General features: G+C 72.0%; 29 protein-coding genes and 1 pseudogene. 15 read left to right on the top strand and 15 right to left on the bottom strand.

Annotated elements, in window-relative coordinates; translation table 11 throughout:
- Both MFF64_RS01470 and MFF64_RS01465 read right to left on the bottom strand, forming a co-directional pair.
- Complete coding sequence (locus MFF64_RS01470) at window positions 1-1,218, bottom strand: ABC transporter substrate-binding protein (protein ID WP_238189231.1); 1,218 nt, start codon at window positions 1,216-1,218, stop codon at window positions 1-3.
- The gene (locus MFF64_RS01465) at window positions 1,215-2,033 is read right to left on the bottom strand and encodes a GntR family transcriptional regulator (protein WP_238189230.1); all 819 of its coding nucleotides are present in this window, start codon (window positions 2,031-2,033) and stop codon (window positions 1,215-1,217) included. The genes MFF64_RS01470 and MFF64_RS01465 overlap by 4 nt, the downstream gene beginning before the upstream one ends.
- 272 nt (window positions 2,034-2,305) lie before the next feature.
- On the opposite strand from MFF64_RS01465, the gene MFF64_RS01460 reads away from it, so the two are divergent.
- A complete protein-coding gene (locus tag MFF64_RS01460) occupies window positions 2,306-3,424 on the top strand; it encodes a COX15/CtaA family protein (protein WP_099904912.1) in 1,119 nt (372 codons plus the stop codon).
- A gap of 118 nt (window positions 3,425-3,542) precedes the next feature.
- Window positions 3,543-4,241: a PAQR family membrane homeostasis protein TrhA gene (trhA, locus tag MFF64_RS01455; protein ID WP_238189228.1), complete on the top strand. Its 699-nt coding sequence runs from the start codon at window positions 3,543-3,545 to the stop codon at window positions 4,239-4,241.
- 4 nt (window positions 4,242-4,245) lie between these two features.
- Here trhA and MFF64_RS01450 read toward each other — a convergent pair whose 3' ends face one another.
- Window positions 4,246-4,698, bottom strand: coding sequence for a GNAT family N-acetyltransferase (locus MFF64_RS01450; RefSeq protein WP_099904916.1), 453 nt, complete (start codon window positions 4,696-4,698; stop codon window positions 4,246-4,248).
- A gap of 14 nt (window positions 4,699-4,712) precedes the next feature.
- Entirely contained in the window at window positions 4,713-4,961 is a 249-nt protein-coding gene (locus MFF64_RS01445; RefSeq protein ID WP_099904918.1) for a hypothetical protein, read from the bottom strand.
- A 231-nt stretch (window positions 4,962-5,192) separates the two neighbouring features.
- On the opposite strand from MFF64_RS01445, the gene MFF64_RS01440 reads away from it, so the two are divergent.
- Window positions 5,193-5,408, top strand: coding sequence for a hypothetical protein (locus tag MFF64_RS01440; RefSeq protein ID WP_099904920.1), 216 nt, complete (start codon window positions 5,193-5,195; stop codon window positions 5,406-5,408).
- 34 nt (window positions 5,409-5,442) lie between these two features.
- Here the strand turns inward: MFF64_RS01440 and MFF64_RS01435 are convergent, their stop codons facing one another.
- Window positions 5,443-5,934 carry a DUF192 domain-containing protein gene (locus MFF64_RS01435; RefSeq protein ID WP_099904922.1) on the bottom strand — a complete coding sequence of 164 codons (492 nt, stop codon included), beginning with the start codon at window positions 5,932-5,934 and terminating at the stop codon, window positions 5,443-5,445.
- Window positions 5,935-6,025: 91 nt separating this feature from the next.
- Window positions 6,026-6,664, bottom strand: coding sequence for a cold-shock protein (locus MFF64_RS01430; protein ID WP_165795787.1), 639 nt, complete (start codon window positions 6,662-6,664; stop codon window positions 6,026-6,028).
- 287 nt (window positions 6,665-6,951) lie between these two features.
- On the opposite strand from MFF64_RS01430, the gene MFF64_RS01425 reads away from it, so the two are divergent.
- Entirely contained in the window at window positions 6,952-7,944 is a 993-nt protein-coding gene (locus MFF64_RS01425; RefSeq protein ID WP_273557135.1) for an acetyltransferase domain-containing protein, read from the top strand.
- A gap of 16 nt (window positions 7,945-7,960) precedes the next feature.
- On the opposite strand, the gene efp is transcribed toward MFF64_RS01425, so the two are convergent.
- Complete coding sequence (gene efp / locus MFF64_RS01420) at window positions 7,961-8,530, bottom strand: elongation factor P (RefSeq protein ID WP_099901974.1); 570 nt, start codon at window positions 8,528-8,530, stop codon at window positions 7,961-7,963.
- A gap of 166 nt (window positions 8,531-8,696) precedes the next feature.
- Here efp and epmA point away from each other — a divergent pair, with 166 nt between their 5' ends.
- The 5 genes from epmA to MFF64_RS01395 all read left to right on the top strand — a co-directional run bounded on the left by epmA (window position 8,697) and on the right by MFF64_RS01395 (window position 13,022).
- Window positions 8,697-9,749 carry an EF-P lysine aminoacylase EpmA gene (epmA, locus tag MFF64_RS01415; protein WP_238189224.1) on the top strand — a complete coding sequence of 351 codons (1,053 nt, stop codon included), beginning with the start codon at window positions 8,697-8,699 and terminating at the stop codon, window positions 9,747-9,749.
- A complete protein-coding gene (locus MFF64_RS01410) occupies window positions 9,746-10,816 on the top strand; it encodes a lysine-2,3-aminomutase-like protein (protein WP_099902177.1) in 1,071 nt (356 codons plus the stop codon). The genes epmA and MFF64_RS01410 overlap by 4 nt, the downstream gene beginning before the upstream one ends.
- A complete protein-coding gene (locus MFF64_RS01405) occupies window positions 10,792-11,409 on the top strand; it encodes a glutathione S-transferase family protein (protein ID WP_099902179.1) in 618 nt (205 codons plus the stop codon). Before MFF64_RS01410 ends, MFF64_RS01405 begins: the two co-directional genes overlap by 25 nt.
- A gap of 93 nt (window positions 11,410-11,502) precedes the next feature.
- Window positions 11,503-12,207: a ribonuclease activity regulator RraA gene (locus MFF64_RS01400; RefSeq protein ID WP_232385833.1), complete on the top strand. Its 705-nt coding sequence runs from the start codon at window positions 11,503-11,505 to the stop codon at window positions 12,205-12,207.
- Between the two features lie 26 nt (window positions 12,208-12,233).
- The gene (locus tag MFF64_RS01395; RefSeq protein WP_099905313.1) at window positions 12,234-13,022 is read left to right on the top strand and encodes a YdcF family protein; all 789 of its coding nucleotides are present in this window, start codon (window positions 12,234-12,236) and stop codon (window positions 13,020-13,022) included.
- 5 nt (window positions 13,023-13,027) lie between these two features.
- Here the strand turns inward: MFF64_RS01395 and MFF64_RS01390 are convergent, their stop codons facing one another.
- The 4 genes from MFF64_RS01390 to MFF64_RS01375 form a co-directional block, all read right to left on the bottom strand.
- Entirely contained in the window at window positions 13,028-13,291 is a 264-nt protein-coding gene (locus MFF64_RS01390) for a DUF3253 domain-containing protein (RefSeq protein WP_165795800.1), read from the bottom strand.
- The gene (locus MFF64_RS01385) at window positions 13,281-13,988 is read right to left on the bottom strand and encodes a DUF599 domain-containing protein (RefSeq protein ID WP_099905309.1); all 708 of its coding nucleotides are present in this window, start codon (window positions 13,986-13,988) and stop codon (window positions 13,281-13,283) included. Before MFF64_RS01385 ends, MFF64_RS01390 begins: the two co-directional genes overlap by 11 nt.
- 11 nt (window positions 13,989-13,999) lie before the next feature.
- Window positions 14,000-14,317 carry an acylphosphatase gene (locus MFF64_RS01380; RefSeq protein ID WP_099905306.1) on the bottom strand — a complete coding sequence of 106 codons (318 nt, stop codon included), beginning with the start codon at window positions 14,315-14,317 and terminating at the stop codon, window positions 14,000-14,002.
- A gap of 85 nt (window positions 14,318-14,402) precedes the next feature.
- Window positions 14,403-14,813: a hypothetical protein gene (locus MFF64_RS01375; RefSeq protein ID WP_099905304.1), complete on the bottom strand. Its 411-nt coding sequence runs from the start codon at window positions 14,811-14,813 to the stop codon at window positions 14,403-14,405.
- 191 nt (window positions 14,814-15,004) lie between these two features.
- On the opposite strand from MFF64_RS01375, the gene MFF64_RS01370 reads away from it, so the two are divergent.
- The 3 genes from MFF64_RS01370 to MFF64_RS01360 are packed head-to-tail and all read left to right on the top strand — an operon-like array spanning window position 15,005 to window position 18,282.
- Window positions 15,005-15,331 (top strand): hypothetical protein, encoded by a 327-nt coding sequence (locus tag MFF64_RS01370; RefSeq protein ID WP_099905302.1) that lies wholly within the window; start codon window positions 15,005-15,007, stop codon window positions 15,329-15,331.
- A 12-nt stretch (window positions 15,332-15,343) separates the two neighbouring features.
- Window positions 15,344-17,284: an AAA family ATPase gene (locus MFF64_RS01365; protein WP_238189222.1), complete on the top strand. Its 1,941-nt coding sequence runs from the start codon at window positions 15,344-15,346 to the stop codon at window positions 17,282-17,284.
- Complete coding sequence (locus tag MFF64_RS01360; RefSeq protein WP_099902245.1) at window positions 17,281-18,282, top strand: hypothetical protein; 1,002 nt, start codon at window positions 17,281-17,283, stop codon at window positions 18,280-18,282. Before MFF64_RS01365 ends, MFF64_RS01360 begins: the two co-directional genes overlap by 4 nt.
- 701 nt (window positions 18,283-18,983) lie before the next feature.
- Here the strand turns inward: MFF64_RS01360 and MFF64_RS01355 are convergent.
- Both MFF64_RS01355 and MFF64_RS01350 read right to left on the bottom strand, forming a co-directional pair.
- A pseudogene (locus MFF64_RS01355) lies at window positions 18,984-19,133 on the bottom strand (glyoxalase superfamily protein); the annotation flags it as partial.
- Between the two features lie 193 nt (window positions 19,134-19,326).
- A complete protein-coding gene (locus MFF64_RS01350) occupies window positions 19,327-20,007 on the bottom strand; it encodes a hypothetical protein (protein ID WP_238189220.1) in 681 nt (226 codons plus the stop codon).
- A 338-nt stretch (window positions 20,008-20,345) separates the two neighbouring features.
- Between MFF64_RS01350 and MFF64_RS01345 the strand changes: the two genes are divergently transcribed.
- The 3 genes from MFF64_RS01345 (at window position 20,346) to MFF64_RS01335 (ending at window position 22,739) form a co-directional block, all read left to right on the top strand.
- On the top strand, window positions 20,346-21,110 hold the full coding sequence (locus MFF64_RS01345) for a trna delta -isopentenylpyrophosphate transferase (protein WP_238189218.1): 765 nt from the start codon (window positions 20,346-20,348) through the stop codon (window positions 21,108-21,110).
- A 208-nt stretch (window positions 21,111-21,318) separates the two neighbouring features.
- On the top strand, window positions 21,319-22,218 hold the full coding sequence (locus MFF64_RS01340; protein WP_165795657.1) for a dienelactone hydrolase family protein: 900 nt from the start codon (window positions 21,319-21,321) through the stop codon (window positions 22,216-22,218).
- Between the two features lie 110 nt (window positions 22,219-22,328).
- Window positions 22,329-22,739 carry a response regulator gene (locus MFF64_RS01335; RefSeq protein WP_238189216.1) on the top strand — a complete coding sequence of 137 codons (411 nt, stop codon included), beginning with the start codon at window positions 22,329-22,331 and terminating at the stop codon, window positions 22,737-22,739.
- Window positions 22,740-22,742: 3 nt separating this feature from the next.
- On the opposite strand, the gene MFF64_RS01330 is transcribed toward MFF64_RS01335, so the two are convergent.
- The gene (locus MFF64_RS01330; RefSeq protein WP_238189214.1) at window positions 22,743-23,219 is read right to left on the bottom strand and encodes a RidA family protein; all 477 of its coding nucleotides are present in this window, start codon (window positions 23,217-23,219) and stop codon (window positions 22,743-22,745) included.
- Between the two features lie 184 nt (window positions 23,220-23,403).
- On the bottom strand, window positions 23,404-25,482 hold the full coding sequence (tkt, locus tag MFF64_RS01325; protein ID WP_099907286.1) for a transketolase: 2,079 nt from the start codon (window positions 25,480-25,482) through the stop codon (window positions 23,404-23,406).
- Window positions 25,483-25,492: the final 10 nt, after the last annotated feature.

Raw genomic sequence — 25,492 nt, 5'->3', positions numbered from 1 at the left:
TCACGCCTTGAGCGGGAAGTTCGCCTTGGCCTCGGCGAAGGCCTCCGGCGCGATCACCTTGACGTCGCCGCCCTGGACCTGGGTGTTGAGCGGGAGCGCGCTGGTGTTCTGGCCGCCCGCGAACTTCGACTGGCCGTAGGGCATCACGCCGCTGGCGAAGCTCTGGGTCGACAGGGCCTCGATGATCTTGAGCCGGTCGGGTGCGCCGGCCTTCTCGATCGCCTCGGCCATCAGCCGCACGGCGGAGTAGTTCATCGGCACGTTGTAGGCGAAGGCGCGGCCCGCGGCCTCGGTCCGCTTGCGCAGCTCTGCCGTCAGCGGGTTCTTCGGGTCGGGCCAGTGGTTGCAATCCATCACGCCCTCCGCCGCCTGCGGGAACTCCTTCACGAAACGCAAGGAGGAGGCGCCGCCGCCGAGGATCGCGTAGATGCCCTTCGGGCGGACGCGCTGCTGCTGCATCGTGCGGGCGAGCAGCACGAACTCGCCATAATAGTTCGACGGAATGACGAGGTCGGGCTGGAGCGAGCGGATGCGCAGCACGACGTTCGCCATGTCGCGGGCCGGGCTCGGATGCGACACGGTCTCGAGGATCTCGAAGCCGAGCTTCGGCAACTCCGCCTGGAGCAGCTTGGCGAGACCGGAGCCGAACAGCCCGTCCTCGTGCACGATCACCACCGTGCGGGCCGGCTTGCCGGCGGCGTCGTTGAGCGCGACGAGGCGCTCCAGGGCGCTCTTCGTCACCATGCCGAAGCTCGGCGAGAACCGGAAGGTGTTCTTGAGCCCGCGCTGGGTCAGCTGGTCGGCGACGCCGACATCGATCAGGTAGGGCAGGTCGTAGCGCGAGGCCGCCTGGCTCGCCGTGGCGCAGAGCCCGCTGCCGAAGCCGCCGACGACCGCCGCCACGCCCTCGCCGTTCAGGCGCTCGGTCTCCTGCGCCGCCGTCTCGGGATTCGAGCGGCTGTCGGCGAAAACGATCTCGAGCTTGGCGCCGCCGAGGCTTTTCAGGCCGCCGGCGGCGTTGATGTCCTGCACTGCCAGCTCGGCGCCGAGCTTGCCGAGGTCGCCGTCATTGGCGAGCGCCCCGGTCACCGGCTGGATGATGCCGAGCTTCACGGCCGCGCCTTGGGCCCGCAGGATCGCCGGCATCGCCACCAGGGAGGAGGCGGCGAGGCCGGTGCGCAGGACGGCGCGGCGGGACGGAGCGAGGATCGAGGTCACGGGGCGGGCCTCCTGTGGGCGGAGCGGGAACGGGTCTCGGGCTTGACCGGGCGGGGGATGGCGGGCGTCCAGCGTCGCTCGCCGGCGTCACCCGTGCGCAGGAGGTCCATCTGGAAGGCGTAGCGGTCCGGCCGGTAGAGCGCGTGCAGGTGCTCGACGCCGCGGCCGGACGGGTCGAACACCACCCGGGTCAGGTCGATGAGCGCCGATCCGACCTCGAGGTCGAGGGCCTGCGCCACCTCGGGGCCGGCGAGCGTCGCGCCGATCGCCTGCGTCGCCCGGTCGGCGGTGACGCCGGAGCGCTCCATCAATTCGAGGAGCGGCGTCGCCGCGAGATCCGCCTCCGAGTAGGAGAGGCCGACCCGCTCGGGCACGTGGGTGGTGAGGTAGGAGAAGGGCTGGCCGTCGATCAGGCGGACGCGCACCGAGCGCTGCACCCGCTCGCCGGGCTCCAGCAGCAGCGCCTCGGCGATCGCCGCCGGGGCCGCGACGTACTCGAAGGACAGGAGCCGCACGCCGGTCGCCCGGCCCATGGCGATCAACCCTAAGAGCAGGTTCGGCAGGTCGCCGACCACCGGCCGGGGACCGGCCGACCCCTGCACGAAGGTGCCGGACCCGGCCCGCCGCCGCACCAGCCCCTCGCCGGCCAGGAGATCGAGGGCGCGCCGCACGGTCACCCGCGCCAAGCCATGCTCGGCGGCGAGCGCCGGCTCGCCGGGCAGCCGCGCCCCGGGAGGCAGCCGGCCGCTGGTGATCTGGTCGCGCAGCAGCAGGTAGAGCCGGCGCGCCTTGTGCGGTTCGATCACGGAGGTCACGGGGCCATCCCTGGCTCGCGGCTTGCTTCGTGGGCGGCGCGGCGCGATCCCCACGGGATCTGACCGCGCCTACCTGTCCGATTATGAAGACAGGTTGCTGTCTGTCAATTAGGACAGGTGGGGAGTCGGCACAGGAATTTTCGGATGCCGGGCGAGAGCGGGCTCCGGGTCATGCCGGGTCTCGCGGGCGACCATGGCCGAGTGAGGCCATAGCCTGGTGCGGCACCGCAGGACGTTGCGCGGGAGCGCTCCCCGCCGCTAAGCGGACCCCCATGAGCAGCACCTCCTCGATCAGCCTCGCCCCGCAAGCGGCGCCCGCCGCCGCAGCGCCCCGGTCCCGCCGCGCCGTACGGACCTGGCTCTTCGTCATGGCCGCCCTGGTGGTGGCGATGGTGGCGGTTGGGGGCGCGACCCGGCTGACCGGCTCCGGCCTGTCGATCACCGAGTGGAAGCCGGTGACCGGCGCGATCCCGCCGCTCTCGGCCGAGGCCTGGGCGCAGGAATTCGCCAAGTACCAGGCGACGCCCCAGTACAAGCTGCTCAACCAGGGCATGAGCCTGTCCGAGTTCCAGTTCATCTACGGCTGGGAATGGGGCCACCGGCTGCTCGGCCGCCTGATCGGCCTCGCCTTCTTCCTGCCGCTCCTGGTCTTCTGGTGGCGCGGGCAGATCGACCGGCGCTTAGGGTTCGGCCTGCTCGGCCTCGGCGTGCTCGGCGGCCTGCAGGGGGCGGTGGGCTGGATCATGGTCGCCTCCGGCCTCCAGCCCGGCATGATTGCGGTGGCGCCGGTCAAGCTCGCCCTGCACCTGACCCTCGCGAGCGCGATCTACGCAGGCCTCGTCTGGATCGCCTCCGGTCTCGACCGGCGTCGCGACGAGGTGGTGCCGGCGCGGCTCTCGCGGACCGCCCTCGCCCTGATGGTTCTGGTGCTGGTGCAGATCGCGCTCGGTGGTCTCGTGGCCGGCTCGAAGGCGGGACTGACGTACAACACCTGGCCGCTGATGGATGGCGGCCTCGTTCCCGGCGGTCTCTTCGCTGGCACGCCCTGGATCGAGAACTTCGTGGACAACGTCGCCTTGGTGCAATTCAACCACCGGCTGACCGCCTACGCGCTGCTGATCCTCGCCGTGCTCCACGCCGTCGATGCGCGGCGCACCCTGCCGGGCACCGGCGCGAAGCGGCGGGCGACGGCGCTCGCCGGCCTCGTCGCCGCGCAGGCGGCGCTCGGCATCGTGACGCTGCTCCTGGTGGTGCCGCTCTGGGCGGCCCTCGCCCACCAGGTCGCCGCCATGCTGGTGCTCGGCATGGTGAGCGCCCATGCCCGGCTCTGCCGTGTGCCCGGCGAGGCCCGGCTGTCCCGGTCGCCGGCGGCCACCGCGCGGGCGGCGTGAGGACGCGGGAACGTTCGTCCCACGTTCATGCTTCCGCTTTAACTTCGATCAACCGGGAGGCCGTCTCCCGGACCCGAGCCGCGGAGGCCCGATGTCTGTGCAGGAGTCTTACCCAGACGTGTCCTCAGCTCCCGTCCCGCGCTTCGCCCCGGACGGCCGTCCCTTGAGCCTCGCCTGGACCTACACGCCCCGTGAATTGCTGGCGGACGGCGTCGTGCACGTGGTCGGGGTGAGCCTGGGCGTGATCGGCGCCCTGGCGCTGACGATCAGCGCCGCCCTCTCGACCCTCGCGCCGTCGGAGAAGATCGCAGTCGCGATCTATGCCGCCGGCCTCGTGGCGATGCTCGGCACCTCGGCGGCCTACAACATGTGTCCGGTCGGCCGGCTCAAATGGCGCCTGCGCCGGGCCGACCATGCCACCATCTTCCTGATGATCGCCGGCACCTACACGCCGCTCGTGGCTCTCGTCGGCACCGACGGCTTCGCCTTCGGGCTGCTCGCCGGGATCTGGCTCGTGGCGGTGGCGGGCGCCGCCGTCAAGCTGACCCTGCCCGGCCGCTTCGACCGCTTGGCGATCGCGCTCTATCTGGCCCTGGGCTGGAGCGGGTTGATGGCCTACGAATCGGTCATCGCCGCCTTGTCGCCCGGCGCCCTGTGGCTGCTGGCCGCCGGCGGCCTGCTCTACTCCCTCGGGGTGATCTTCCACGTCTGGCGGCAATTGCCGTTCCAGAACGCGATCTGGCACGGCTTCGTGCTGGCGGCGGCGGCCTGCCATTACGGCGCGGTGTTCCGCAGCGTGCTCGACGCTGGGGCTTGAGCCGTCACGCCCTCGGCGCGACCGGGATGTCGAAGTGATGCACGTCCTCGCGCTCGCCGAGCTTGGTGTAGAGCGCGATGGCGGCCTCGTCGCCCGGATCGGCCTGGACGAAGATCACCGTGGCGCCGCAGGTAGCCCGCAGGTGCTCGATGAGGGCCGTGGCAACGCCCCGGCGCCGATGCGGCGCGTCGACCGCCAGGTCGTAGACGTAGACCTCGCGCCGGGCCTGCTCGATCTTGTCGAGGGCGTAGGCCACTAGGCCGCCCGCCACGTCCCCCTCCATGAGGGCGACCAGCACGAAGACGTGCTCCTTCGCCAGCAGGTCCGCCAGATACGCGTCGCTGGGTGGCGCAGAGCCGTAGCCGATAGAATCCTCGAAGGCTTGGCCGAACAGCCGGTTGAGGTCACGCAGCAGAGGAATGTCGGTGGGGGAGAGGCGGCGGACCGAGACGGACATGCGCGGCTGGCCGCTCAGAACGGCGTGAAATCCCCGCCATCCGTGATCGTATCGAGGGCGCGCTCGATCGACGTCACGGCGTCCAGCACCATCTGCACCGTGCGCTCGGCCTCCGTGCGCGGTCGGCCGAGGGCGGCGGCGCGGGCGCCGATGTCGTGCAGCTGCTCGGCGATCGTCACCAGGTCGGAGACGACCGCTGCGGTGGCGCGGGCGGCGGCATCGGGCGCCGGGCGCGGGCGCAGCAGGGGAACGACGTTGCTCATCGGCCCGGACTCTCGCGCAAAGCTCGGGACTCCGCCAGCCGGAGAATCGCAGCCCTCCACACATTCCGCGCACCGCGGCGCGGGGGGCACAGGGAGAGAGGTTTACCGCCGGCAGGGCCGCCGATGCCTTGACGGGGGAGCGGCAGCCGGGCACCCCGGCCGGATTGTCAGAGCCAAGACGCCTTCGATTCGAAGCCCGCGGTTCGAGAAACCGGAAAGTCAGGATCTTCCATGCGTCTCCTTCGTATCGCTGCGGCGCTCACCCTCGCGAGTCTCGCCGCCGCCTGCACCAGCACCAACGACTCGCGCGGCACCGGCCTCGCCGAGACCTTCGACACCAAGAACTACGTGCGCTCGAACGACACCAACGGGACGCAGCGTCGGCCCGACGTGAACCGCGTCTTCACGCAGCCGTCGATCCCGAGCATCTCGAACCGCGGCTTCTGACGCGGGCATCCCGGCGGCGCGCCGCCGGATGTCTTCAGCGCCCGCGGAAGAGCGGGTGCTCGACCCTGTCGCCCGGGTGCAGGCCGAGGCGCGCGGCGGTGCCGGCATTGAGCTCGAGCACGCCGAGCACCGGCTCGCCGGACGGGATGGTGCGGGTCGAGAGCGGCTCGGTATCCGTGGCGATGCGCGCCACCGTGCCGTCGGCGCGGATGAACAGCATGTCGAGCGGCAGGTAGGTGTTCTTCATCCACATCGCCACCGGGGCGGTGCGCTCGAAGTCGAACAGCATGCCGCGGTCCGGCGCCATGGTGCGGCGGAACATCAGCCCTTGAGCCCGCCCGGCATCGTCGCGCATCACCTCGACCTGGAAGGTGTGGCGTCCGGAGCGGGACGCGATGGTCAACGGCTCGAACGGGCCGTCGGCGAGGGCACCGGAGGGCGCCAGTGCCGGCAGGAGCAGGAGGACGAGCGCGGCGAGGAGCCGACGCGGCGAGGCGGCGAGAGGCCGTGCGAAGCGGAGCGACATAGGCGTGAGCTAGCGCATTCTGGTGCGAAGGGGATGGGGCTTCGCCGCCGGAAACACAGGCGAATCGAAAATGCCTCGTGGCGCCCGCGGCTCAGTGGGACGAGGGCGGTCCCCCTCCCGCTCCCGCTTCGGTCAGCAGGCGCACCTCGGCGGCCATCAGGCCCTTAGAGCCGTCGCCGTAGCGCACCATGACGTGCTCGCCGGGCTTCAGCTCGGCGATGCCGTAGCGCCGCAGGGTCTCCATGTGGACGAAGATGTCCGGCGTGCCGTCGCCGCGGCTCAGGAAGCCGAAGCCGCGCAGGCGGTTGAACCACTTCACCACCGCGGTCTCGAGCCCGCTCGTCGGCACCACGGTGACGTGGGTGCGCGGCATCGGCAATTCCGCCGGGTGGGTCGCCGTCGACTGGTCGAGGGAGACCACCCGGAAGGCCTGCCAGCCGCGCGGGCGCTGCACCGCCTCGACCACGATCCGGGCGCCCTCGCTGGCGCTCTGATGACCGTCGCGGCGCAGGCAGGTGACGTGGAGCAGCACGTCGGGCGCGCCGCTATCCGGCACGATGAAGCCGAACCCCTTCGCCACGTCGAACCACTTGATGCGGCCGCTGACCTCGACGAGTTCGGTCGGGCGTTCCACCGCCGCGTCGAGCCCGGGCCGGGTGTCGCGCGCGCCTTCTCCGAACGCGCCCACCGGCCGTTCCCAGGCAGGGCCTGAACCGAACTCGTCCGACATCGTAAGCAACCCACTCGAATCGCGTCGCGCGCTTCACCGGCAGATTAACAAAGTCATGACTTCGGGGAAGCCCAAATCGGCCGAGTTGAGACGCCGGATGGGCGATGTCCTCGCCGGATTCGCCTCGGCCGTGTCCATTCTGCAATCCCGGGAGGCAGACATTCGCGGAAGCGCGTGGGGATTGCAGCACGAGAGGCGCTTCCGCATCCAACGCTGCGCGTTTTGGCCGCAGGGGCGGGCAGGAGCGCCTGGCTCGGCTATGACGGCACCCGTCCGCCGTCCCGGAGATCATCCCGATTCAGACTCCGCCCCCTTCCGCTGCGCCGGCCCGGCGCCTCGCCGTCATCGATCTCGCCCGCGGCGTCGCGCTCCTGGCGATGGCGCTCTACCACCTGATCTGGGACCTCGGCTTCCTGCGGCTGACGCCCGGGAACGCCGCCCTGTCGCCGGCCGGGCGGGCGGCGGCGCACGGCATCGCCGGCAGCTTCCTGGTACTGGTCGGGGTGAGCCTCGTCCTGGCGCGGGGCCGGCGCTCCGGGTGGTGGCGCCCCTACCTGGCGCGCCTCGGGCGCATCGCCCTGGCGGCGGGGCTGATCTCCCTCGCCACCCGCTGGCTGTTTCCCGATTCGTGGATCTTCTTCGGCATCCTGCACTGCATCGCCCTGTCGAGCGTGCTGGCGCTGCCGGCGCTCGCGGCGCCGCTGCCCGTGGTCGCGCTCGTCGCCGCGCTCGTCTTCGCCGGGCCGACGCTCGCCGCCCTCGCGGGCGCGCCGGCCCTCCTCGACGCGCCGGGGCTGCTCGTCCTCGGGCTCGGCGCCACCGTGCCGACGACGAACGACTACGTGCCGCTGTTTCCATGGTTCGGCTTCGTGCTGGCGGGCGTCGGGCTCGGCCGGCTCGGTCTGCCGCGTCTGGCGGCCTCGAGCCTCGGGGCCTGGGTGCCGCGCGACCGGGTCGGGCGGCTCGCCACGCTCGCCGGGCGGCACAGCCTCGCGGTCTATCTCGTGCACCAGCCCCTGCTGCTCGGGCTGCTCTACGGGGTCGCGGCGCTGACCGGGCCGCATCCGCGGGCGGGGGAGGCGCAGTTCCTGCGCGAGTACCGGGCGAACTGCGCCGAGGCCGGGGGCGGCGAGGGGGCCTGCCGGGTGGCGGCGCGCTGCGTGCTGGTGCGCCTGCGCGGCGAGGGCCTGTGGCGGGCCGGCGGCGATTACAAGGTCGAGGAGCAGGCCCGGGCGATCGCGGTGTCGCGGACCTGCTTCAGGGATGCGGGCGGGGGCTAGCCCCTGCCCGTCATCATCAATCCTTGGCGCGCTCGACGTAGGAGCCGTCGGCCGTCATGACGACGATGCGGGTGCCGGTGCCGATATGCGGCGGCACCAGGGTGCGCACGCCGTTCGAGAGCGTGGCGGGCTTGTAGGACGAGGAGGCGGTCTGGCCCTTGGTGACCGGCTCGGTGTCCGTCACCTCGAGGGTCACCCGCTGGGGCAGCTCGATCGCCAGCGGCACGCCGTTATGGGTCGAGAGCATCACCGCCATGCCCTCCTGCAGGTAGGCGGCCTGGTCGCCGATCACGTCCTCCGGCACGGCGAGCTGCTCGTAGGATTCCGGGTTCATGAAGTGGAACCCCTCGCCGTCGCTGTACAGGAAGGTGTGCTCCCGGTCCTCGACATAGGCGCGCTCGACCTGCTCGGTGGTGCGGTAGCGCTCCGAGACCTTCACCCCGTCGGTGATCCGGCGCATGTCGAGCTGGGTGACCGGGGTGCCCTTGCCGGGATGGATGTTCTCGGCGGAGAGGATCACATAGAGCCGGCCGTCCTTGTCGACGACGTTGCCTTTGCGGAGAGAGCTGGCGATGACCTTCGGCACGGGGCGAATCCTGGACTGGAAGCGTTGACAGAAAGCGGCGGCGTCCGCCAAGCCGCGGGCTTCGCGCGCCGCGCCGGCAGAGGATGCCTTCGGCCCGCCCTATCGCATCTCAGGCGCGACCGCCAGTCGCCCGCTGTCCCATGACCTCGCCGATGATACCCGCCGCATGACCTCCGCCTCGCCCTGGTGGGCCCCCCACGTCCATGCCGACCGCCGGCCGCGGCTGATCGCTCGCAACCGCATCGCCGCCTCCCTGCGGGCGTGGTTTTCAGCCCGCGACTTCGTCGAGGTCGAGGCCGCCATCCTCCAGGTCTCGCCCGGCAACGAGGCGCATCTCTCGGCCTTCGCCACCACGGCGATCGGGCCGGACGGGGCTTTGCTGCCGCTCTATCTCCACACGTCGCCGGAATTCGCCTGCAAGAAGCTGCTGGCGGCGGGCGAGACCCGACTGTTCAGCCTCGGGCCCGTCTACCGCAACCGCGAGCGCGGGGCTTTGCACCATCCGGAATTCACCATGCTCGAATGGTACCGGGCGGGGGAGACCTACGACAGCCTGATGCGGGACTGCGCCGCCCTGCTGGCCCTCGCCGCCGAGACCACGGGCGCAAGACGCGTCAACTGGCGCGGGACCGAGGCCGATCCGTTCGCCGAGCCGGAGCGCCTGACGGTGGCGGAGGGCTTCCGGCGCTACGCCGGCATCGACCTCCTGGCAACGGTGGCGCCCGACGGCAGCACCGACCGGGCCGGGCTCGCCGCCGCGCTCCAGGCCGCCGGGATCCGCACCGCGCCCGACGACACCTGGGCCGACCTGTTCAGCCGGGTGATGGTCGAGCGGGTCGAGCCGGCGCTGGGTCGCGGCCGGGCGACGATCCTGTGCGAGTACCCGATCCCCGAAGCCGCCCTCGCCCGGCCGAGCCCGGCCGATCCGCGGGTGGCGGAGCGCTTCGAACTGTATTGCTGCGGCGTCGAGCTCGCCAACGCCTTCGGCGAGCTGACCGACGCCGACGAGCAGCGCCGGCGCTTTTCCGCCGAGATGGACGAGAAGGAGCGGGTCTACGGCGAGCGCTATCCCCTCGACGAGGACTTCTTGGCCGCCCTCGGGCAGATGCCGGAGGCGAGCGGCATCGCGCTCGGTTTCGACCGGCTCGTCATGCTGGCGACCGGCGCCCGCCGGATCGAGGACGTGATCTGGACCCCCGTGGCAGAGGCTCCCCGGTGAGCGGATCGATCCGCAGCGCGGGCGACCTCGCTGGCCGCGGCCTGGTGCCGGCGGAGCGGCTGCCGGCGCTCGAACGGGTGGCGGCGCGCTACGCCGTCTCGATCACCCCGGAGGTGGCCGAGCTGATCGCCGACGCGGATGACGGCCTCGGCCGGCAATTCGTGCCGCGAGCCGAGGAACTGGTCACCGCCCCCGAGGAGCGGGCCGACCCGATCGGCGACGAGGCCCATGCGCCGCTGCCCGGCATCGTCCATCGCTATCCCGACCGGGTGCTCCTGAAGCCCCTTCACGTCTGCCCGGTCTATTGCCGCTTCTGCTTTCGCCGCGAGGTGGTGGGGCCGGAGGGGCAGGGCAGCCTCACCGAGGCGGAGCTTGACGCGGCCCTCGCCTACATCGCCGCCCATCCGGAGATCTGGGAGGTGGTGGTCACAGGGGGCGATCCCCTGGTGCTCTCGCCCCGGCGCCTCGGCCGCATCGCATCCGCCCTGAAGGACATCCCGCACGTGCGGGTGCTGCGCCTGCACAGCCGCGTGCCGGTGGTCGATCCCGCCCGGGTCGACGCTGCGCTGATCGGGGCACTGAAGGGCTTCGAGGGCGCGGTGTTCGTGGCGCTCCACGCCAACCACCCGCGGGAATTCTCCGATGCCGCCCGGGCGGCCATCGCGCGGCTGATCGATGCCGGGATCCCGATGGTGAGCCAGTCGGTGCTGCTGGCCGGAGTCAACGACGATCCCGACACGCTGGCGGCCCTGATGCGGGCCTTCGTCGAGAACCGGATCAAGCCCTATTACCTGCATCACGGCGACCTCGCCCCGGGCACAGGCCACCTGCGCACCACCCTTGATCACGGCCAGGACCTGATGCGCTCGTTGCGCGGCCGGGTGTCGGGGCTGGCACAGCCGACCTACGTCCTCGACATCCCCGGCGGATACGGCAAGGTGCCCGTCGGGCCGGGCTACCTGACGGGAGGTCCCGCGGGCTGGACCGTCACCGACCCGAAGGGCGGATCACACGCCTACCCACCGAAGGAGGAGGAGACGCCATGCGCAGGCTCTGGGGGCGGCTGAGCTCCGTCAACGTGCAGAAGGCGGTGTGGGGACTGGAAGAGCTGGGGCTGCCTTACGAGCGCGTCGAGGCCGGCGGCGCCTTCGGGCGGGTGCGGGATCCGGATTACGTCGCGCTCAACCCCAACGGCCTCGTGCCGGTGCTGGAGGAGGACGGCTTCGTCCTGTGGGAATCGAACGCGATCCTGCGCTACCTCGCCCGCGGCCACGATCGCGGCGGCCTGTGGCCGGAGCAGCCGCAGGCGGCGGCGCTCGTCGACCAGTGGCTCGACTGGCAGGCGACCCGCTTCACGCCCTCGACTCGGGACGCCTTCTGGCAGACCGTGCGCACCCCACCCGAGCAGCGCGACCAGGCCGTGATCGACCGGTCGGTCGCGGCCTCGGAGGACTGCGCGGCGATCCTCGACGCGCACCTGACGGGGCGGCCCTACGCCGTCGGCGACCGCTTCACCGCAGCCGACATCGCGCTCGGCGCCGCCACCCATCGCTGGCTCCATCTCGACGTGCCGCGCATCGAGCGGCCGGCCCTGCGGGCCTGGTACGAGCGCATCCGCACGCGGCCCGCCGCCGCGGCGGCACTGCCGCCCCTGAGCTGAGCTGTTGTGGGGCCATGCGCTGACGGCGTGGCCGCCTCGCCCCGGATCGGCTAGGTCTCGATTCGTCCGATACCCCACGCCCCCGAAGGCCCGATGCCGCTCGACAAGACGCTCCTCGACGCCCTGCAGGCCGTCACCACCGCCACCCTCACCACCGTGCTGCTGAAGAAGGGCATCCGCCGCTGCTGGATGCGCGGGCCGATGCCGCGCTTCGCCGCCGGGCAGCGGGTGGTCGGCCCGGCCTTCACCCTGCGCTTCGTGCCGGCCCGCGAGGATCTGGCGACGCCCGAATCCTGGTCGAGCCCGACCTCGACCCGCGCGGCGATCGAGGCGATGCCCGAGGGCTGCATCGCGGTGGTCGACGCGATGGGGGTGCAGGATGCCGGCATCTTCGGCGACATCCTGTGCGCCCGGATGAAGAAGCGCGGCGTTGCGGCGCTCGTCACCGACGGCGTCGTGCGCGACGGCGAGGGCGTCGACGGCACCGGCCTGCCGGTCTGGTGCTCGGGCGTCGCCGCCCCGGCCTCGGTGGCGGGGCTGACCTTCGTCGGCTGGGGCGAGCCGGTCGGCTGCGGCGGCGTCGCGGTCTATCCCGACGACATCGTGGTGGCGGATGGCGACGGCGCGGTGCTGATCCCGGCGGCCCTCGCCGAGGAGGTGGCGCTCGCCGCCGTCGAGCAGGAACGCCTCGAGCTCTGGATCATGCGCGAGGTCGACAAGGGGCTGCCCCTGCCGGGCCTCTACCCGCCGAACGCCGAGACCCGCGCCCGCTACGAGGCGGAGACCGGCAAGGCCTGACCTGCCCCTGAACCGGGACCTTCCCGGTGTTCTTCGTGCTCTCGAAGGTGCTGTGGTTCCTCACGGCGCCTTCGAACCTGCTCCTGCTCCTGGTGCTCGCCGGGGCAGGGCTCGGCGTGCGCTGGCGGCGCCTCGGCCTCGCCCTCTCGGCCGCCGCCGGCCTCATCCTCCTCGTCGGCGGTGTCTCGCCGCTGGCCTCCCTCGTCTTTGGGCCGCTCGAGAACCGGTTCCCGGAGTTCCGCGACGATGGCGCGCCCGTCGCCGGGATCGTGGTGCTCGGCGGCGCGGTCGAGACCGGGCTGTCGGCCTCCCGCGACCAGATGGTGCTCAACGATGCCGGCGAGCGCATGATCGCGCTCGGCGATCTCGCCCGGCGCCACCCCGCGGCGACGGTGGTCTTCGCCGGCGGGTCCGGCCGGCTCACCGGGGACGGTGCGGTGTCGGAATCCGCGATCGTCCGCCGTCACGCGGCGTCGCTCGGCATCTCGCCGGAGCGGATCACCTACGACGACCGCTCCCGCAACACGCACGAGAACGCCGCCTTCAGCGCCGAGCTGGTGAAGCCCAAGCCGGGCGAGCGCTGGCTCCTCGTCACCTCGGCCTGGCACATGCCGCGGGCGATGGGCTGCTTCCGGCGCGCCGGCTTCGCGGTGACGGCCTACCCGGTCGATTACCGTACCGGCCCCGGCGCCGTCGCGATCCATTCGACCGCGGGGGACGGGCTGTTCGAGCTCGACATCGCGGTCCGCGAATGGCTCGGCCTCGTGGCGTACCGCGCCTCGGGCTACACCGAGGTGGTGTTTCCGGGGCCGTGACCCCGCTACCGTGGCAACGACAGCCGATAGACCCCGCGAAAGTCGTCCGGATCCGCCACGACCTTGCCCTTGCGCAGGATGGCGATGCGGCCCTGCTTCATCAGCCGCACCGCCTGACGGCGGACCGGCTGCATCAGGGGGCCCCAGCCGTCCGGGTGGGGTCCGCCGAGGGCGCGAGCGACCTCGGAGGGGCAGACGGTCTTGTCGGCGCCGCGATCGGTGACGAGGCGCACCAGGGTGAGTTCGATCTCGTAATCGTCAGGGATCATCGTAATCCTGCAGGGCCCGGCGGGCGTCGGAGGCGAACTGGCGCTGCCACATCACGGTGAGCACCATCGCGGTGGTGACGAACAGCACGTAGGCGCTGACGAACCACCCGAGATAGGCCAGCGCAAAGAAGAACGCACGCTGCCCGCGGTTGAAGTGGCCGCCCGCCACCACGTTCATGGCGGCGGCCCGCCGCGCCGCGCGCTCGATCCTGGCCGGGTCGCCGCCGCGCGGCGGCACCGCGCCGATCAGGATCGCGCCGTAATTGAACAGCCGGTAGGCCCAGGCGAACTTGAAGAAGGCGTAGACGAAGATCAGGGCGAGGCCCGCCACCTTGATCTCCCATACCGCCCGGGTCATGGGCGCGCCGAAGGGGAGGGTGGAGAACAGGGTCAGGGCGTCGTCGGCGGAGCGCGACAGGGTGAGCGCGCTCCCCAAGGCGATCAGCGCCGTCGAGGCGAAGAAGGCGGTGCCGTTCTGCAGCGAGGCGTTGATGGTGGTGTCGACCACCCGGTTCTCGCGCACGATCTGCTGGTCGGCCCAGGCGTGGCGGTAGCGGTTCATCATGCCGTTGAGGCTGCGCTTGCCGCCCGACAGGTGCTCGACCGCGTAGGAATAGCCGAACCACGCCGCCAGGAACCAGATCAGGGCGGCGAGGTCGACGAACGAGAAGCTGCTCAAGCCCAGATCCGGGTGCATGCCGGGCCCCGTCAGGCGGTCGGCAGGATTTGCACGCCGCGCGGGGCGGCGGCCCGCGACGGCGCATCAGCCGAGAGATCCTGAACCGAGAGATCCTGAATCGAGAGGTCCTGGACCCTTGCCCCGGGCGGGCCCTGGCGGCAGGCCTCGATCATCTGGGCGATGGCCTCCGCCGGCCCGGCGAGGCGGACCTCGACGCTGCCGTCGTGCCGGTTGCGTACGGTGCCGGAGAGGCCGCGCGCCTCCGCCACGCCTTTGGTCCAGGCTCGGTAGCCGACCCCCTGGACCCGGCCCCGGACGATGATCTCCACACTGCGGTGCTCGCTCACGACCGCCCACTCCCCGCACGATGCCGTCGGGGCGGGCTCTAGAGCATTTCCCCACGCTGGGGGAGAGTGTTCGAGCGGAGAGCGCTCAGGCGCTCGCCGCCACCAGCGGGTGGAACGCGGCACTCGCACGCGGGGCAGGCGCGCGGGGCCGCACGAGGTCGGCGAGCGGCACGAAGGCGTCCGGCGCGGCGCCGCCGACCCGGGTGCCGAAGCCCAGCGCGAAGGAGAGGGTGAGCTTGCGGTCGGGCGCGATGCCGAAGGCGTCGAGGGCGGCGGAGAACGCCTCGCGAAAGCTGCGCACGCCGCACCAGCTCTTCTCCGAGAGATGGAGCGGCCATTCCCAATGGCCGTCCGGCCGCCGGGCGTTGAGCGTGTCGCGGTCGATGAAGTAACCGGTCTCCCGGTGCTCCAGGCCGTCCGCGTGGAGGCGCCAGTCCCGGTTCTCGAACAGCGGGGCAGCCTCGGCCGCGGCGTCGTCCGGGCGGGTGGTCTCCATGCGGGTCTCCCAAGGTACCGCCGCGACGCCGCGCCGCCTCGCGGACCGGCTCGTCGTGTGGAACATTTCCGGAACACTGGGCTGATTTGCACAGGTCGTCAACAGGGATCGACGAACATTTCTCGAGCCTGCGCAGCGTTGCCAAAGCGCGGGCGGAATGCCACCTCACGCCCATGACGACGAGGAGCCAGATGGAGCGCAGCCGCAAGGGACAGGAGCCGGGGTCGCGGGACCCGAGCCCGGACGTCGAGGCCCTGCGCCGCCTCGAGGCGCTGCAGCCGGCCTATGAGCGCCTTCGCGCCGACCGGATCCGGGCCGAGAGCGACGTCGAGCGACTGACCGCCGAGCTGGCCGCCGCCCGGGCCCAGGCCCGCGAGGAGCTGGGCACCGACGACGAGGCCGAGATCCGCCGGATGATCGAGGAGGCGAGGGCCGAGAATGCCCGCCGGGTCGAGGCTTTCGCGCAGTCCCTGCGATCCGTCCAGGACCGCCTCGATGCCCTTGATGCGGGCCGCTGAGACGCCTCCGCCGTGACCCCTGCCGACATCCAGGACGCGCTGACCCGTGCCGGCCGCCTGCTCGCCCGCCTGGAGGCGACCCGCGACGGGGACCGGAAGGCCCTCGCGGAGCGGACGAAGGCGGTGGCCACCGCCAAGGGCCGACTCGCGCAGCGCGACGCCGTCGACACCTACCTGCGCGAATTGCAGCAGGACGCCAACCGGCGCAGCGTCGCGACCTTCGAGACCCTTCTCACCGCCCTCGTCCAGGAGGTGCTGCCCGGCGAGAAGCCGGTGCGTCTCGACCTGACCACCGAGCGCGGCCTGCCGGCCCTCGATATCGGGGTCGAGCGCCCGGATGGTGGGCGCGAGGACGTGCTGGAGGACAATGGCGGCGCGATGACCAACGTGGTCGGCATGGCGCTCCGCCTGATCGCGGTGGTCAAGGCGGGCGTCGGCCGCTTCCTCGCCCTCGACGAGGCCGACTGCTGGATCGCGCCCGAGCGGGTGCCGGCCTTCTACCGGGTGCTCGACGACGGCGCCGCCCGGCTCGGGGTGCAGTGCCTGGCCATCTCGCACCACGACGTCGCGGGGTTCGACGCCGGCCTGACCGTCAGCCGCATCGCCGGGCGGCCCGAGACGGGGGTCGCGATCGAGGGGCCGGCGGCGGCATGCGCGGCGCAGTGGACGCCCGCGATGCCGGGCTTCCGCTTCGTGCGCCTGATCGACGTCCAGGGCTTCTGCGATGCGACCCTGCCGCTCTCGCCCGGCGTCAACGCCCTCGTCGGGCCCAACAACTACGGTAAGTCGACGGTGATCCGGGCCCTGCGGGCGGTATTCTACGGCGAGGTCCGCGACAGCCTGGTGCGGGCCGGCGCGAGCGCGGCGCGGGTCGAGATCGGCGTCGCCGGCGGGCGGACCTTGCGCTACGTGCGCCAGCCGAAGCGCACGCCGGTCAACCTGTGGTCGCTGCACGAGGCGGACGGATCGCTGGTGCAGGAGAACGGCACGACGTTCGAGACCGGCGGCCGCGACGTGCCTTCCTGGGTGGAGCGGCTCTACGGCATCACCCGGGTCGAGGAGCTCGACGTGCACGTCGCGCACCAGAAGTTCCCGGTCTTCTTGCTGGGCGAGAAGCCGGCCCGGCGCTCGGCCGTGCTGTCGATCGGCCGCGAGGCCGGGCTGATCCGCGACATGCAGGCACTCCAGCGCGAGCGCGTCACGGAGGACCAGCGCACGATCCGCGAAGGCGAGCGCGAGATCACCCGCCTGCGCGAGGCGCTCGCCGTCCTCGACGGGCTCGACGCCCTGGCGGAGACCCTGCACGGGCTGCACGATCAGGCCGCCGGCCTCGCCGAAGCGGCGGCGCGGCTGCGCGATCGCGCGGCCCTGGCCGATCGGCTGGCCCGTGCCGCCCGCCTCGCGGCCGGCGCCGCCGCCCGGGCACGGGCGCTCACGGATCTGCCGGGGCCGGAGGTCGGGGCCGAGCTGGGACGCGCCCTCGCCGAGGCGCGCAACCGCGAAGGCGTGGGCCGCCGCGTGCTCGCCGCCGCCGCCGACCTCGCCGCCGCGCGGGGGAGGGGGGCGGCCCTGGCCGACCTGCCGTCGGACGCGCCGCTGCCGCGCGACACCGCGCAGGCCGCCGCCCACGCCGCCCGGCTGCGACGCCTGGCGCGCGGCCTCGCCGATGCGGAAGGGCGGGCCGTGGCCCTGCGCGACCTGCCGGCGCCGCTCCAGCCGGTGCTCCGGCCCGACGCCGCGGCGACGGCGCGCCGCCTCGCCGAGATCGGCCGCCACCTCGCCGAGGCGCGGGCCCGGGAAACCGCCGCCCGGGACGGCCTCGCGGCGGCGGAGGCCGAGATGGCGCAGGTGCTGGCCTCGACCGGAGGGCGCTGCCCGGCCTGCGGCACGCCGGCCGCCCCCACCTCCCTCCTCACCGGCCACCGCCACGCCCAGTCGGGGGAGGCGGCATGATTCTCGGACGCGAGCGGCTCGACGCCGCGCCGGTTCCGTGCACCGGTCTCCTCGTCATCGGCGATCCGCACGTCTCGTCGCGCCGGCCCGGCCGGCGCAAGGACCCGGACTGGCCGGCGCCGGTTCTGGCCAAGCTCGAGCATTGCGTGGCGCTCGCCAACGCGCGGGACCTCGCGCCGCTGCTCCTTGGCGACCTTTTCGAGCGGCCGGTGGAGCCGGACGAGAGCCTGAAGTCGCGCCTGATCCGGGTCCTCAAGGGCTTTCGCCACCGCCCGCTCGCCAATGTCGGCAACCACGACATCCGCCACACCCGCCTGTCGGACGGCGACAGCCTGGCGATGCTGGCGGTGAGCGACGTCCTCGACGCGGTGCCGGAATCCGGCCCGGCGGCGCTGTACCGGGTGGATGGGCGCCTGATCGGCCTCGGCGCCACGCCCTTCGGGCAGGCGATCCCGTCGGATGCCCGCGGGTTCTTCCCGGGCGCCGACCACACGATCTGGCTCACCCATCACGACCTCGCATTCGGAGCCGGCTACCCCGGCGCCGTGCCGCCGGCGGCGATCCAGGGCTGTGCGCTCGCCCTCAACGGCCACGTCCACAAGCGCCACGCGCCGGTGCGGATCGGCGACACGCTGTGGTTCAATCCGGGCAACATCACCCGCGGCTCGATCGACCTGATCGCCCACGTTCCGGCTGCCTTCGTGCTGTCGGGCGACCTCTCGCTCAGCGAGGAGCGCCTGCCCCACGCCACGGACGTGTTCGACCTCACCGGCCGTCAGGTCGCCGCCGACGCGTCGCCGGAGGCGATCGGCCGGGTCGAGAGCGCCTTCGTCTCCCTCCTGCAGGCCGAGACCACGACCGACCTCGCGCGGACCGACGACGGTGCCCTGATCCGCGAGGAGATCGAGGCGAAGTTCGTCCGCGACGAGACGCCGGAACCGGTGCGGGCGGCGATCCGGTCTCTGGCCGATGCGGCGGTGGCGAAGAGAGGCGCCTGACGACGCCAGGGGCGACGCCCGATCGCTTCGACGCGACCGGGCTATGCCTCGGCCATTTTCCCCCAGGAAACCGGCGACGCCGCGGCGGGGGAACGCGTTCAGCCCGAAGTCGCCATCCCCTCCGCCGTCTGCGCGAAATCGAGGTTGATCGGCACAGGCCGGATGCGGGCGAGCACCGTGGCCGCGTCCTCGGGGGACGCTTCACGCAGCGCGAAGCCGCCCGCCCAGGCCCGGCCGCTACCCCTGAGATAGAAGCCGAAATGCAGGGTCTCGGCCTCGGCCGGCACGTCGAGCACGATGCGCCGGCCGGTCCAGCCCTGCGTGCCGGTGAGCGGCCCGTCGACCGCCCGCTCCTCCATGTTGTCGAAGGCGACGCTCCGGCCGATCGCGGCATCGGCCCGCAGCCACAGGGTTGCGGCGCCGACCACGTCCTGCACCCGCAGATCGGCGCTGAGGCAGACCCGGCGCCCGCAGAAAGGGGCGGCCGCGATGCTCTGCATCAGCGTGGCGAACCCCTTCTCCATCGCCGCATAGGCGGGATCGTCCTCGGCGTAGCGGCAGCGGATCAGCGCCGCCCGGCCACCCCCATAGGCCGTGTCGGGATCGATGCCCATGTCGTAGAGGTGCGGCTTCGATCCGGAGACGATCCATCCGGCGGGCCGCACCAGCGCCACGCTCCGCACCGGCTCCGGCGGAGGGGGGAGGCGGGCGGACAGGATGTTCCAATTGTCGAGGCCGAACTGGCGCGCGACGATCTCCAGGCACTCGCCGTGGGACAGGGCCGTGCCCCGCCGGCCCAGTTCCTCGCGAAGGGTCTTCGCCATCGCCTTGGCGTCGCGATAGGTGCGCATGATCCCATCCCCTGCTCGCGGGCGAACCAGTGGGATCAGTGCCTGCCTTGCTGACCGGTTCGCCCGACGGACGGGAGAAGGACGGATGCGCCTCGCAACGATGCATTCACCGAACCCCGGATTGGGCGCAGGCGGCGGGCTGCATCGGCCCAGCCACGATGAAACCGCGAATCGGGCCGCGAGGTCAAGCCGCTTAGAACCCGAACGGATCCGGATACGGCAAGGCCCGCCGCCGCACCGGCGTCTCCGGCAGGATCGGGCGGCTGATATCCACCGCCACCAGCCCCTCGACGGCGAGGGCCAGCACCGCTGCGACGCCGTCCTGGGCGTTGATCGCCATGGCGGCGCACTCGACCAGGCGGCCGGTGCCGCACTCGTCGAGGTGGTGCAGGATCCGCACCCGGTCGCCGGCCGAGACGTAGGTGCGGCGGCAGGCCATGATCAGGCGCACGGTTGAGATCCGCGGCTCGGCCCGCAGGGTCGCGGCGCTCTCGATGACGAAGCGGCGGCCATCCTCGGCCACGACCGGCTCGCCCGCCACGTAGGCGGTGCGGAAGGGATGGTGCCCGAGATCGCCTTCGGCCACCACGTCGACGAGCAGGCCCGGCTCGTCGGCGCGCACCTGCTCGAAATCGGCGGCGTGCTCCACCACCGTATCGCCGAGCGTCAGGCGGATCGCCGCGGGAGCAGCGCGCAGGCGCTCCACCGCCGGGTCGAGGGCCGCGATGGCGAGGAAATCCGCCACCAGGGCCGGGCGCGGCACCGCCGGCGCGAGGACGGCGCCGCGCCGGGGCGTGGCGCTTCGCACGGCGCTGCGGCGCTGGCCGGGCCGTTCGAGCAGGGTCGATGGATCGAGGAGGGCGGGGGTGCTCATGTGGGGCTCCGGGGCCAGGGCCGGCGCCGATCCGCCGACAGGGCAAAGTTGTATGGGCGTGACTCTTTAGGAACATTTAGCGAACATGTCCGCCCCGAGCAACGCCGTCCCAATCGTCGCCGTGACGGCACGGCCATTACGGAGGCGCGATCGTCTCCGCAGGGCGGCCGGATGGCGCGAGGGCGCGACAAAACATCATCGATCGGCGGCGTTTCTTCTGGTGCCGATGTCGCGAAAACGCTCGCGCATCCCCATATGGCATGGTAGAGAACAAACGTGGAACCGGCCGATTCCCCCGCCCGTCCGGAGCCCGCTGTCAGCAGGTGAGATCGATCGAGATGAGCGCAACCACGGACAAGCAGATCGCGGACATCCTCGCCACCTACGGCGAGCCCCTGGCCGGCAATGTCTGGCGCGTGCAGGGCACCGCCGTGATCTACCACAAGGCCCTGGAGCGGATCGCCGTGCAGGCCCGCATCCGCTTCGACGCCCCGGTGATCGTGCGGGCCGAGCGGGACGAGGCGGTGATCCTGGTGACCGGCCACATGCCGGGCCCGAACGGCGACCGTACCGAGTGGTCGATCGGCGAGGCGCTGATCGGCGTGAACTACCGCGTCTCGGGCAAGCAGGCGGCCTACGTCTTCGCCATGGCGGAGAAGCGGGCCAAGGACCGGGTGATCCTCAAGCTCGCCGGCCTGCACGGCCTGCTCTATTCCGAGGACGAGGCCGACGAGTTCAAGGCGAGCCGGCCCGACCTGGTCGCGGCGAACTCGGCGGCGAACCCGTCGCGCAAGCCCGAGCCGGTGCGGCAGGAGGAGGCCGAGGCCGCGAACGACGCCGATGCCCCGCGGGCCGGCGAGGGTGAGGATGCTCCGCGCGCCGATGCCGCCTCGTCGGAAGCGGATCTGACCGCCCGCATCGACCAGGCCCAGTCGATCAACGCGGTGACCGACCTGATGCTCGCACCCGAAACGCAGGCGGCACTTGCCGCGATGCCGCCGGGCCTGCGCGACGAGGTGCGTGAGCACGCCAAGGCCCGGCTCGTCGCCCTCGGCTGGCCGGCCCGCAGCAACGCCAAGTCCCGCAAGGCCGCGGTGGCGTGAGCGCCGGATTCGCGTCGCTCCAGAAGGGCCGTCCGCTCGCGCGGGCGGCCCTTTCTCTTGGCCTCATGCCTCGCGTGTTCTTGGCCTCACGACTCGCGCCTGACCGGATCGTGACCATGGACGGCACGTGTTCGCGCTTGCCCCCGCGCCCTCCGCACGCATGATCGCGCGCCGGCGCGACAGAGCGCCTGGGACGGGAGGAGACGGGATGGCGACGAGCGACGACGCGCGGGCGGGCGGATCCAAGGATCTCGAACAGCTCGACGGCTTGGTGATCCCGCCTTTCTCGCGGCGCGGCTTCGTGATGACGAGCCTGATGACCGGCCTGACGCTCGCCACCACCCGGGTCGAGGCGCAGGCGATCCGCACGGACGAGACCGGCATCGTCGCCGGCGAGGTGCGGATCCCGGTCGGCGACGGGCCGATGCCGGCCTACCGGGCGATGCCGCAGGGACCCGGTCCGTTCCCGATCGTCCTCGTGGTCGAGGAGATCTTCGGAGTCCACGACTACATCAAGGACATCTGCCGGCGGCTCGCCAAGGCCGGCTACACTGCGGTGGCGCCGGAGCTCTTCGCCCGCCAGGGCGACGTCTCGAAGATGACCGACGTGCAGGAGATCGTCCGCGAGGTGGTGTCGAAGACGCCGGACGCGCAGGTGATGGGCGACCTCGACGCCACCGCCGCCTGGGCCGCCGCCGAGGCCAAGGGGGATGCGGGCAAGCTCGGCATCACCGGCTGGTGCCGCGGCGGCCGCACCGTGTGGCTCTACGCCGCCCACAGCGCCAACCTGAAGGCCGGCGTCGCCTGGTACGGCAATTTCGGCGGCAACCGCACCGGCATCCAGCCGAAGACCGCCGCCGACGTCATCCCGGAGATCCGCGCGCCGATCCTGGGCCTCTACGGCGCCGCCGACACCGGCATCCCGGTCGCCGACGTCGAGAAGGCCCGTGAGGCCGCCAAGGCCGCGGGCAAGACCGTCGACATCGTCATCTTCCCGGACGCGCCGCACGGCTTCCACGCCGATTACCGCCCGAGCTACCGCAAGGGGCCGGCGGAGGAGGGCTGGGGACGGATGCTGGCGTGGTTCCGCGACCACGGCGTCGCCTGAATTTCCACCGGTGTTGCGGCAAGCCTTGCATTGCCGCAACACCTCGGAAAGGATGAACAGAGGGTCCCGGGAGCTATGCAACCTGTGGGCCGCAAGCTCGTTCCCTGCTCATGACCGAGTCCAGCGCCGCCGCGAAGACCCAGCCCGTGATCCTGGTCGTCGAGGACGAACCGGAGGAGCGTTTCCTCGCGGCCACGCTGCTGGAGGAAACCGGCTTCCGCGTCATCGAGGCCGAGACGGCCGAGAAGGCCCTCGCCATCCTGCGCGAGCGGGGCGACGAGGTGAACGTCGTCTTCTCGGACGTGCGGACACCGGGCCAGATCGGCGGATTCGAGCTCGCGCGGATCATCGGCGTCACCTGGCCGCGGGTCCACGTGCTGCTCACCTCCGGCGATGCCGGCGATCAGCCGAGCGACCTGCGCATGTCGGCCACCTTCATTCCCAAGCCCTGGCGCGCCCTCGACATCCTCACCCTGGTCGAGCAGGCGGCCGGCTACCATACCGGCCGCGACGCCCGCTAACCCTCATCTCACCTCGAAGATCCCGTCGACCTCCACGCTGGCATTGGCTGGCAGGCTGGCGACGCCGATTGCCGTGCGGGCGTGGCGCCCGGTCTCGCCGAACAGTTCCGCCATCAGGTCAGAGGCGCCGTTGACCGCCTTCGGCACGTCCGGCCAACCCTGGTTCACCTGCACGAAGCCGCCGAGGCGGTGGCAGCGCACCACCCGGTCGAGGTCGCCGTCGAGGGCGAGGCTCAACGAGGCCAGCAGGTTCAGCGCGCAGATCCGCGCCGCCTCCCGCCCCGTCGCGATGTCGGTCACCGGCCCGGTGAAGCGCACCTCGCCCTCCCACTCGCAGATCTGCCCGGCGAGCCACAGGGTCGAGCCGATGCGCGAGAACGGCAGGAAGGCCCCGCGGGGCTCGGGCACGCGCGGCAGCGCGAGACCGAGGGCGGCGAGGCGGTGGGCGGGCTCGCCGTGGGGGATGGGGGCCTGGCTCATCGTGGCCTCTTGGGAGATGCGGGGATTTTCGGTCTTTCGCCCTGTCGCTTCCCTCGGGCGGACCGCGACGCTCCAGCCGAATAGAAGACCGGCGCCTCGTTTTGTCCCAATCGACCCGGTGGGCCGATGCGGGCGGGGTGACGCCCGTCGGCGATGTCCCGCCGGGCGTCCCTGGTCGTCGTCCTCAGCCCTTCTTCTTCGCCAGCTGGGCGCGCGCGGCCTCCAGCACCTTTTCCGGCGTGAAGCCGAACTTGGTCTGCAAGTCCTTGATCGGCGCCGAGGAGCCGAAGGTGTGCATGCCCAGGATCGTGCCGGAGCTGCCGGCGTATCGGTCCCAGCCGATCACCGAGCCCTGCTCGACCGCGACCCGCGCCGTCACCTCGGGCGGCAGCACGCTGTTGCGGTAGGACTCGTCCTGCTGCTCGAACAGGTCCCAGGACGGCATCGACACCACCCGGGCCTTCACGCCCTCGGCCTTCAGGGTCTCGTAGGCCCCGAGGCAGAGCTGCACCTCGCTGCCGGTGCCGATCAGGATCACGTCCGGTTTCGCCTCGTCGGCGCCGGCCAGCACGTAGGCGCCCTTCGCCACGCCGGAGGCCGGGGCGTACGTCTCCCGGTCGACCGTCGGCAGCGGCTGACGGCTCAGCGCCAGCACCGCCGGCTGATGCTTGAGCTGCATGATGACCCGGTAGGCTTCCGCCACCTCGTTGGCATCGGCGGGCCGGAAGGTGACGAGGCCCGGGATCGCCCGCAGGGCCAGCATGTGCTCCACCGGCTGGTGCGTCGGCCCATCCTCGCCCACGCCGATCGAGTCGTGCGTGAAGACGTGGAAAACCGGCAGCTCCATCAGGGCGGCGAGCCGGATCGGCGGACGCATGTAGTCGGAGAAGACCAGGAAGGTGGCGCCGTAGGCGCGCAGGCCGACCAGGCCGAGGCCGTTGACGATCGAGCCCATCGCGTGCTCGCGCACGCCGAAATGGATGTTGCGCCCGCCCGGGGTGAACGGCCCGAGGGTGCCAGCCTCCGGGTTCTCGAGCTTGGTCTTGTTCGACGGTGCGAGGTCGGCCGAGCCGCCGAGGACCCACGGCACCCGGTTGGCGATCGCGTTGAGCACCTTGCCGGAGGATTCGCGGGTGGCGAGGCCCTTGGCGTCGGTGGGGAAGACCGGGATGTCGGCGTCCCACCCCTCCGGCAGCTCGCCGGCGAGATAGGCGGCGAGATCCTTGGCCAGGCCTGCGTCGCCGGCCTTCACCTCCTCGACCAGCGCCAGCCACTCCTCGCGCAGGGCCTTGCCGCGGGCACCGATGCCCTGGCGGAAATTGTCGTAGACGCCGTCCGGCACCAGGAACTCGGCATCCTCCGGCCAGCCATAGGCGCGCTTGGCGCCCTTGACCTCGTCGGGGCCGAGCGCGTCCGAATGGGCCTTCGGGGTGCCTTGCTTCGTCGGCGCGCCGTAGCCGATCACCGAGTTGACGATGATGAGGGTCGGGCGATCGCCCGATTGCAGGAAGGTCTCGACGGCGTGGGAGACCGCGACCGTGTCGTTGGCGTCGGCGACGCGCAGGACCTGCCAGCCATAGGCCAGGAATCGGGCGGCGACCTCCTCGCTGAAGGCGAGGTCGGTGTGGCCCTCGATGGTGATCGTGTTGTTGTCGTAGATCCAGCACAGGTTCGACAGGCGCAGATGCCCGGCGATCGAGGCGGCCTCGGCCGAGACGCCCTCCATCAGGTCGCCGTCGCTGCACATCGCGTAGACGTTGTAGTCGAAGAGCGGCCGGTCGCCGTAGGCCAGGCGCTCGCCGAGGAAGCGGCCGCCCATCGCCATGCCGACGGAATTGGCGACGCCCTGGCCGAGGGGCCCGGTGGTCACCTCGACGCCGGTGGTGAAGTGGTATTCCGGGTGGCCCGGGGTGCGGCTGTCGAGCTGGCGGAACTTCTTGAGGTCCTCCAGTGCCACCGCCGGGGCGTTGCCCCCGTCCTTCTCCGCCACCTCTGCGAGGTGGAGCAGGCTGTAGAGCAGCATCGAGGCGTGGCCGACCGAGAGCACGAAGCGGTCGCGGTTCGGCCAGTGCGGGTTCGCCGGGTCGTAGCGGAGGTAGTGGTTCCACAGGGTGAAGGCGACCGGGGCGAGCCCGAGGGGGGCGCCGGCATGGCCCGAATTCGCCTTCTGCACCGCATCGATCGTCAGCGTGCGGATCGTGTCGATGCTGCGCTGGTCGATCTCGCTGGTGCCGGCCTTCGGCTTGGTGTCGGCTGCGCTCATCTGAAGGGCC

This window comes from Methylobacterium frigidaeris (genome assembly GCF_022179185.1).
GTDB lineage: Bacteria > Pseudomonadota > Alphaproteobacteria > Rhizobiales > Beijerinckiaceae > Methylobacterium > Methylobacterium frigidaeris.
The sequence above is the reverse complement of the archived record's forward strand: the minus strand, read 5'-3'. Positions and strand labels throughout refer to the sequence as shown.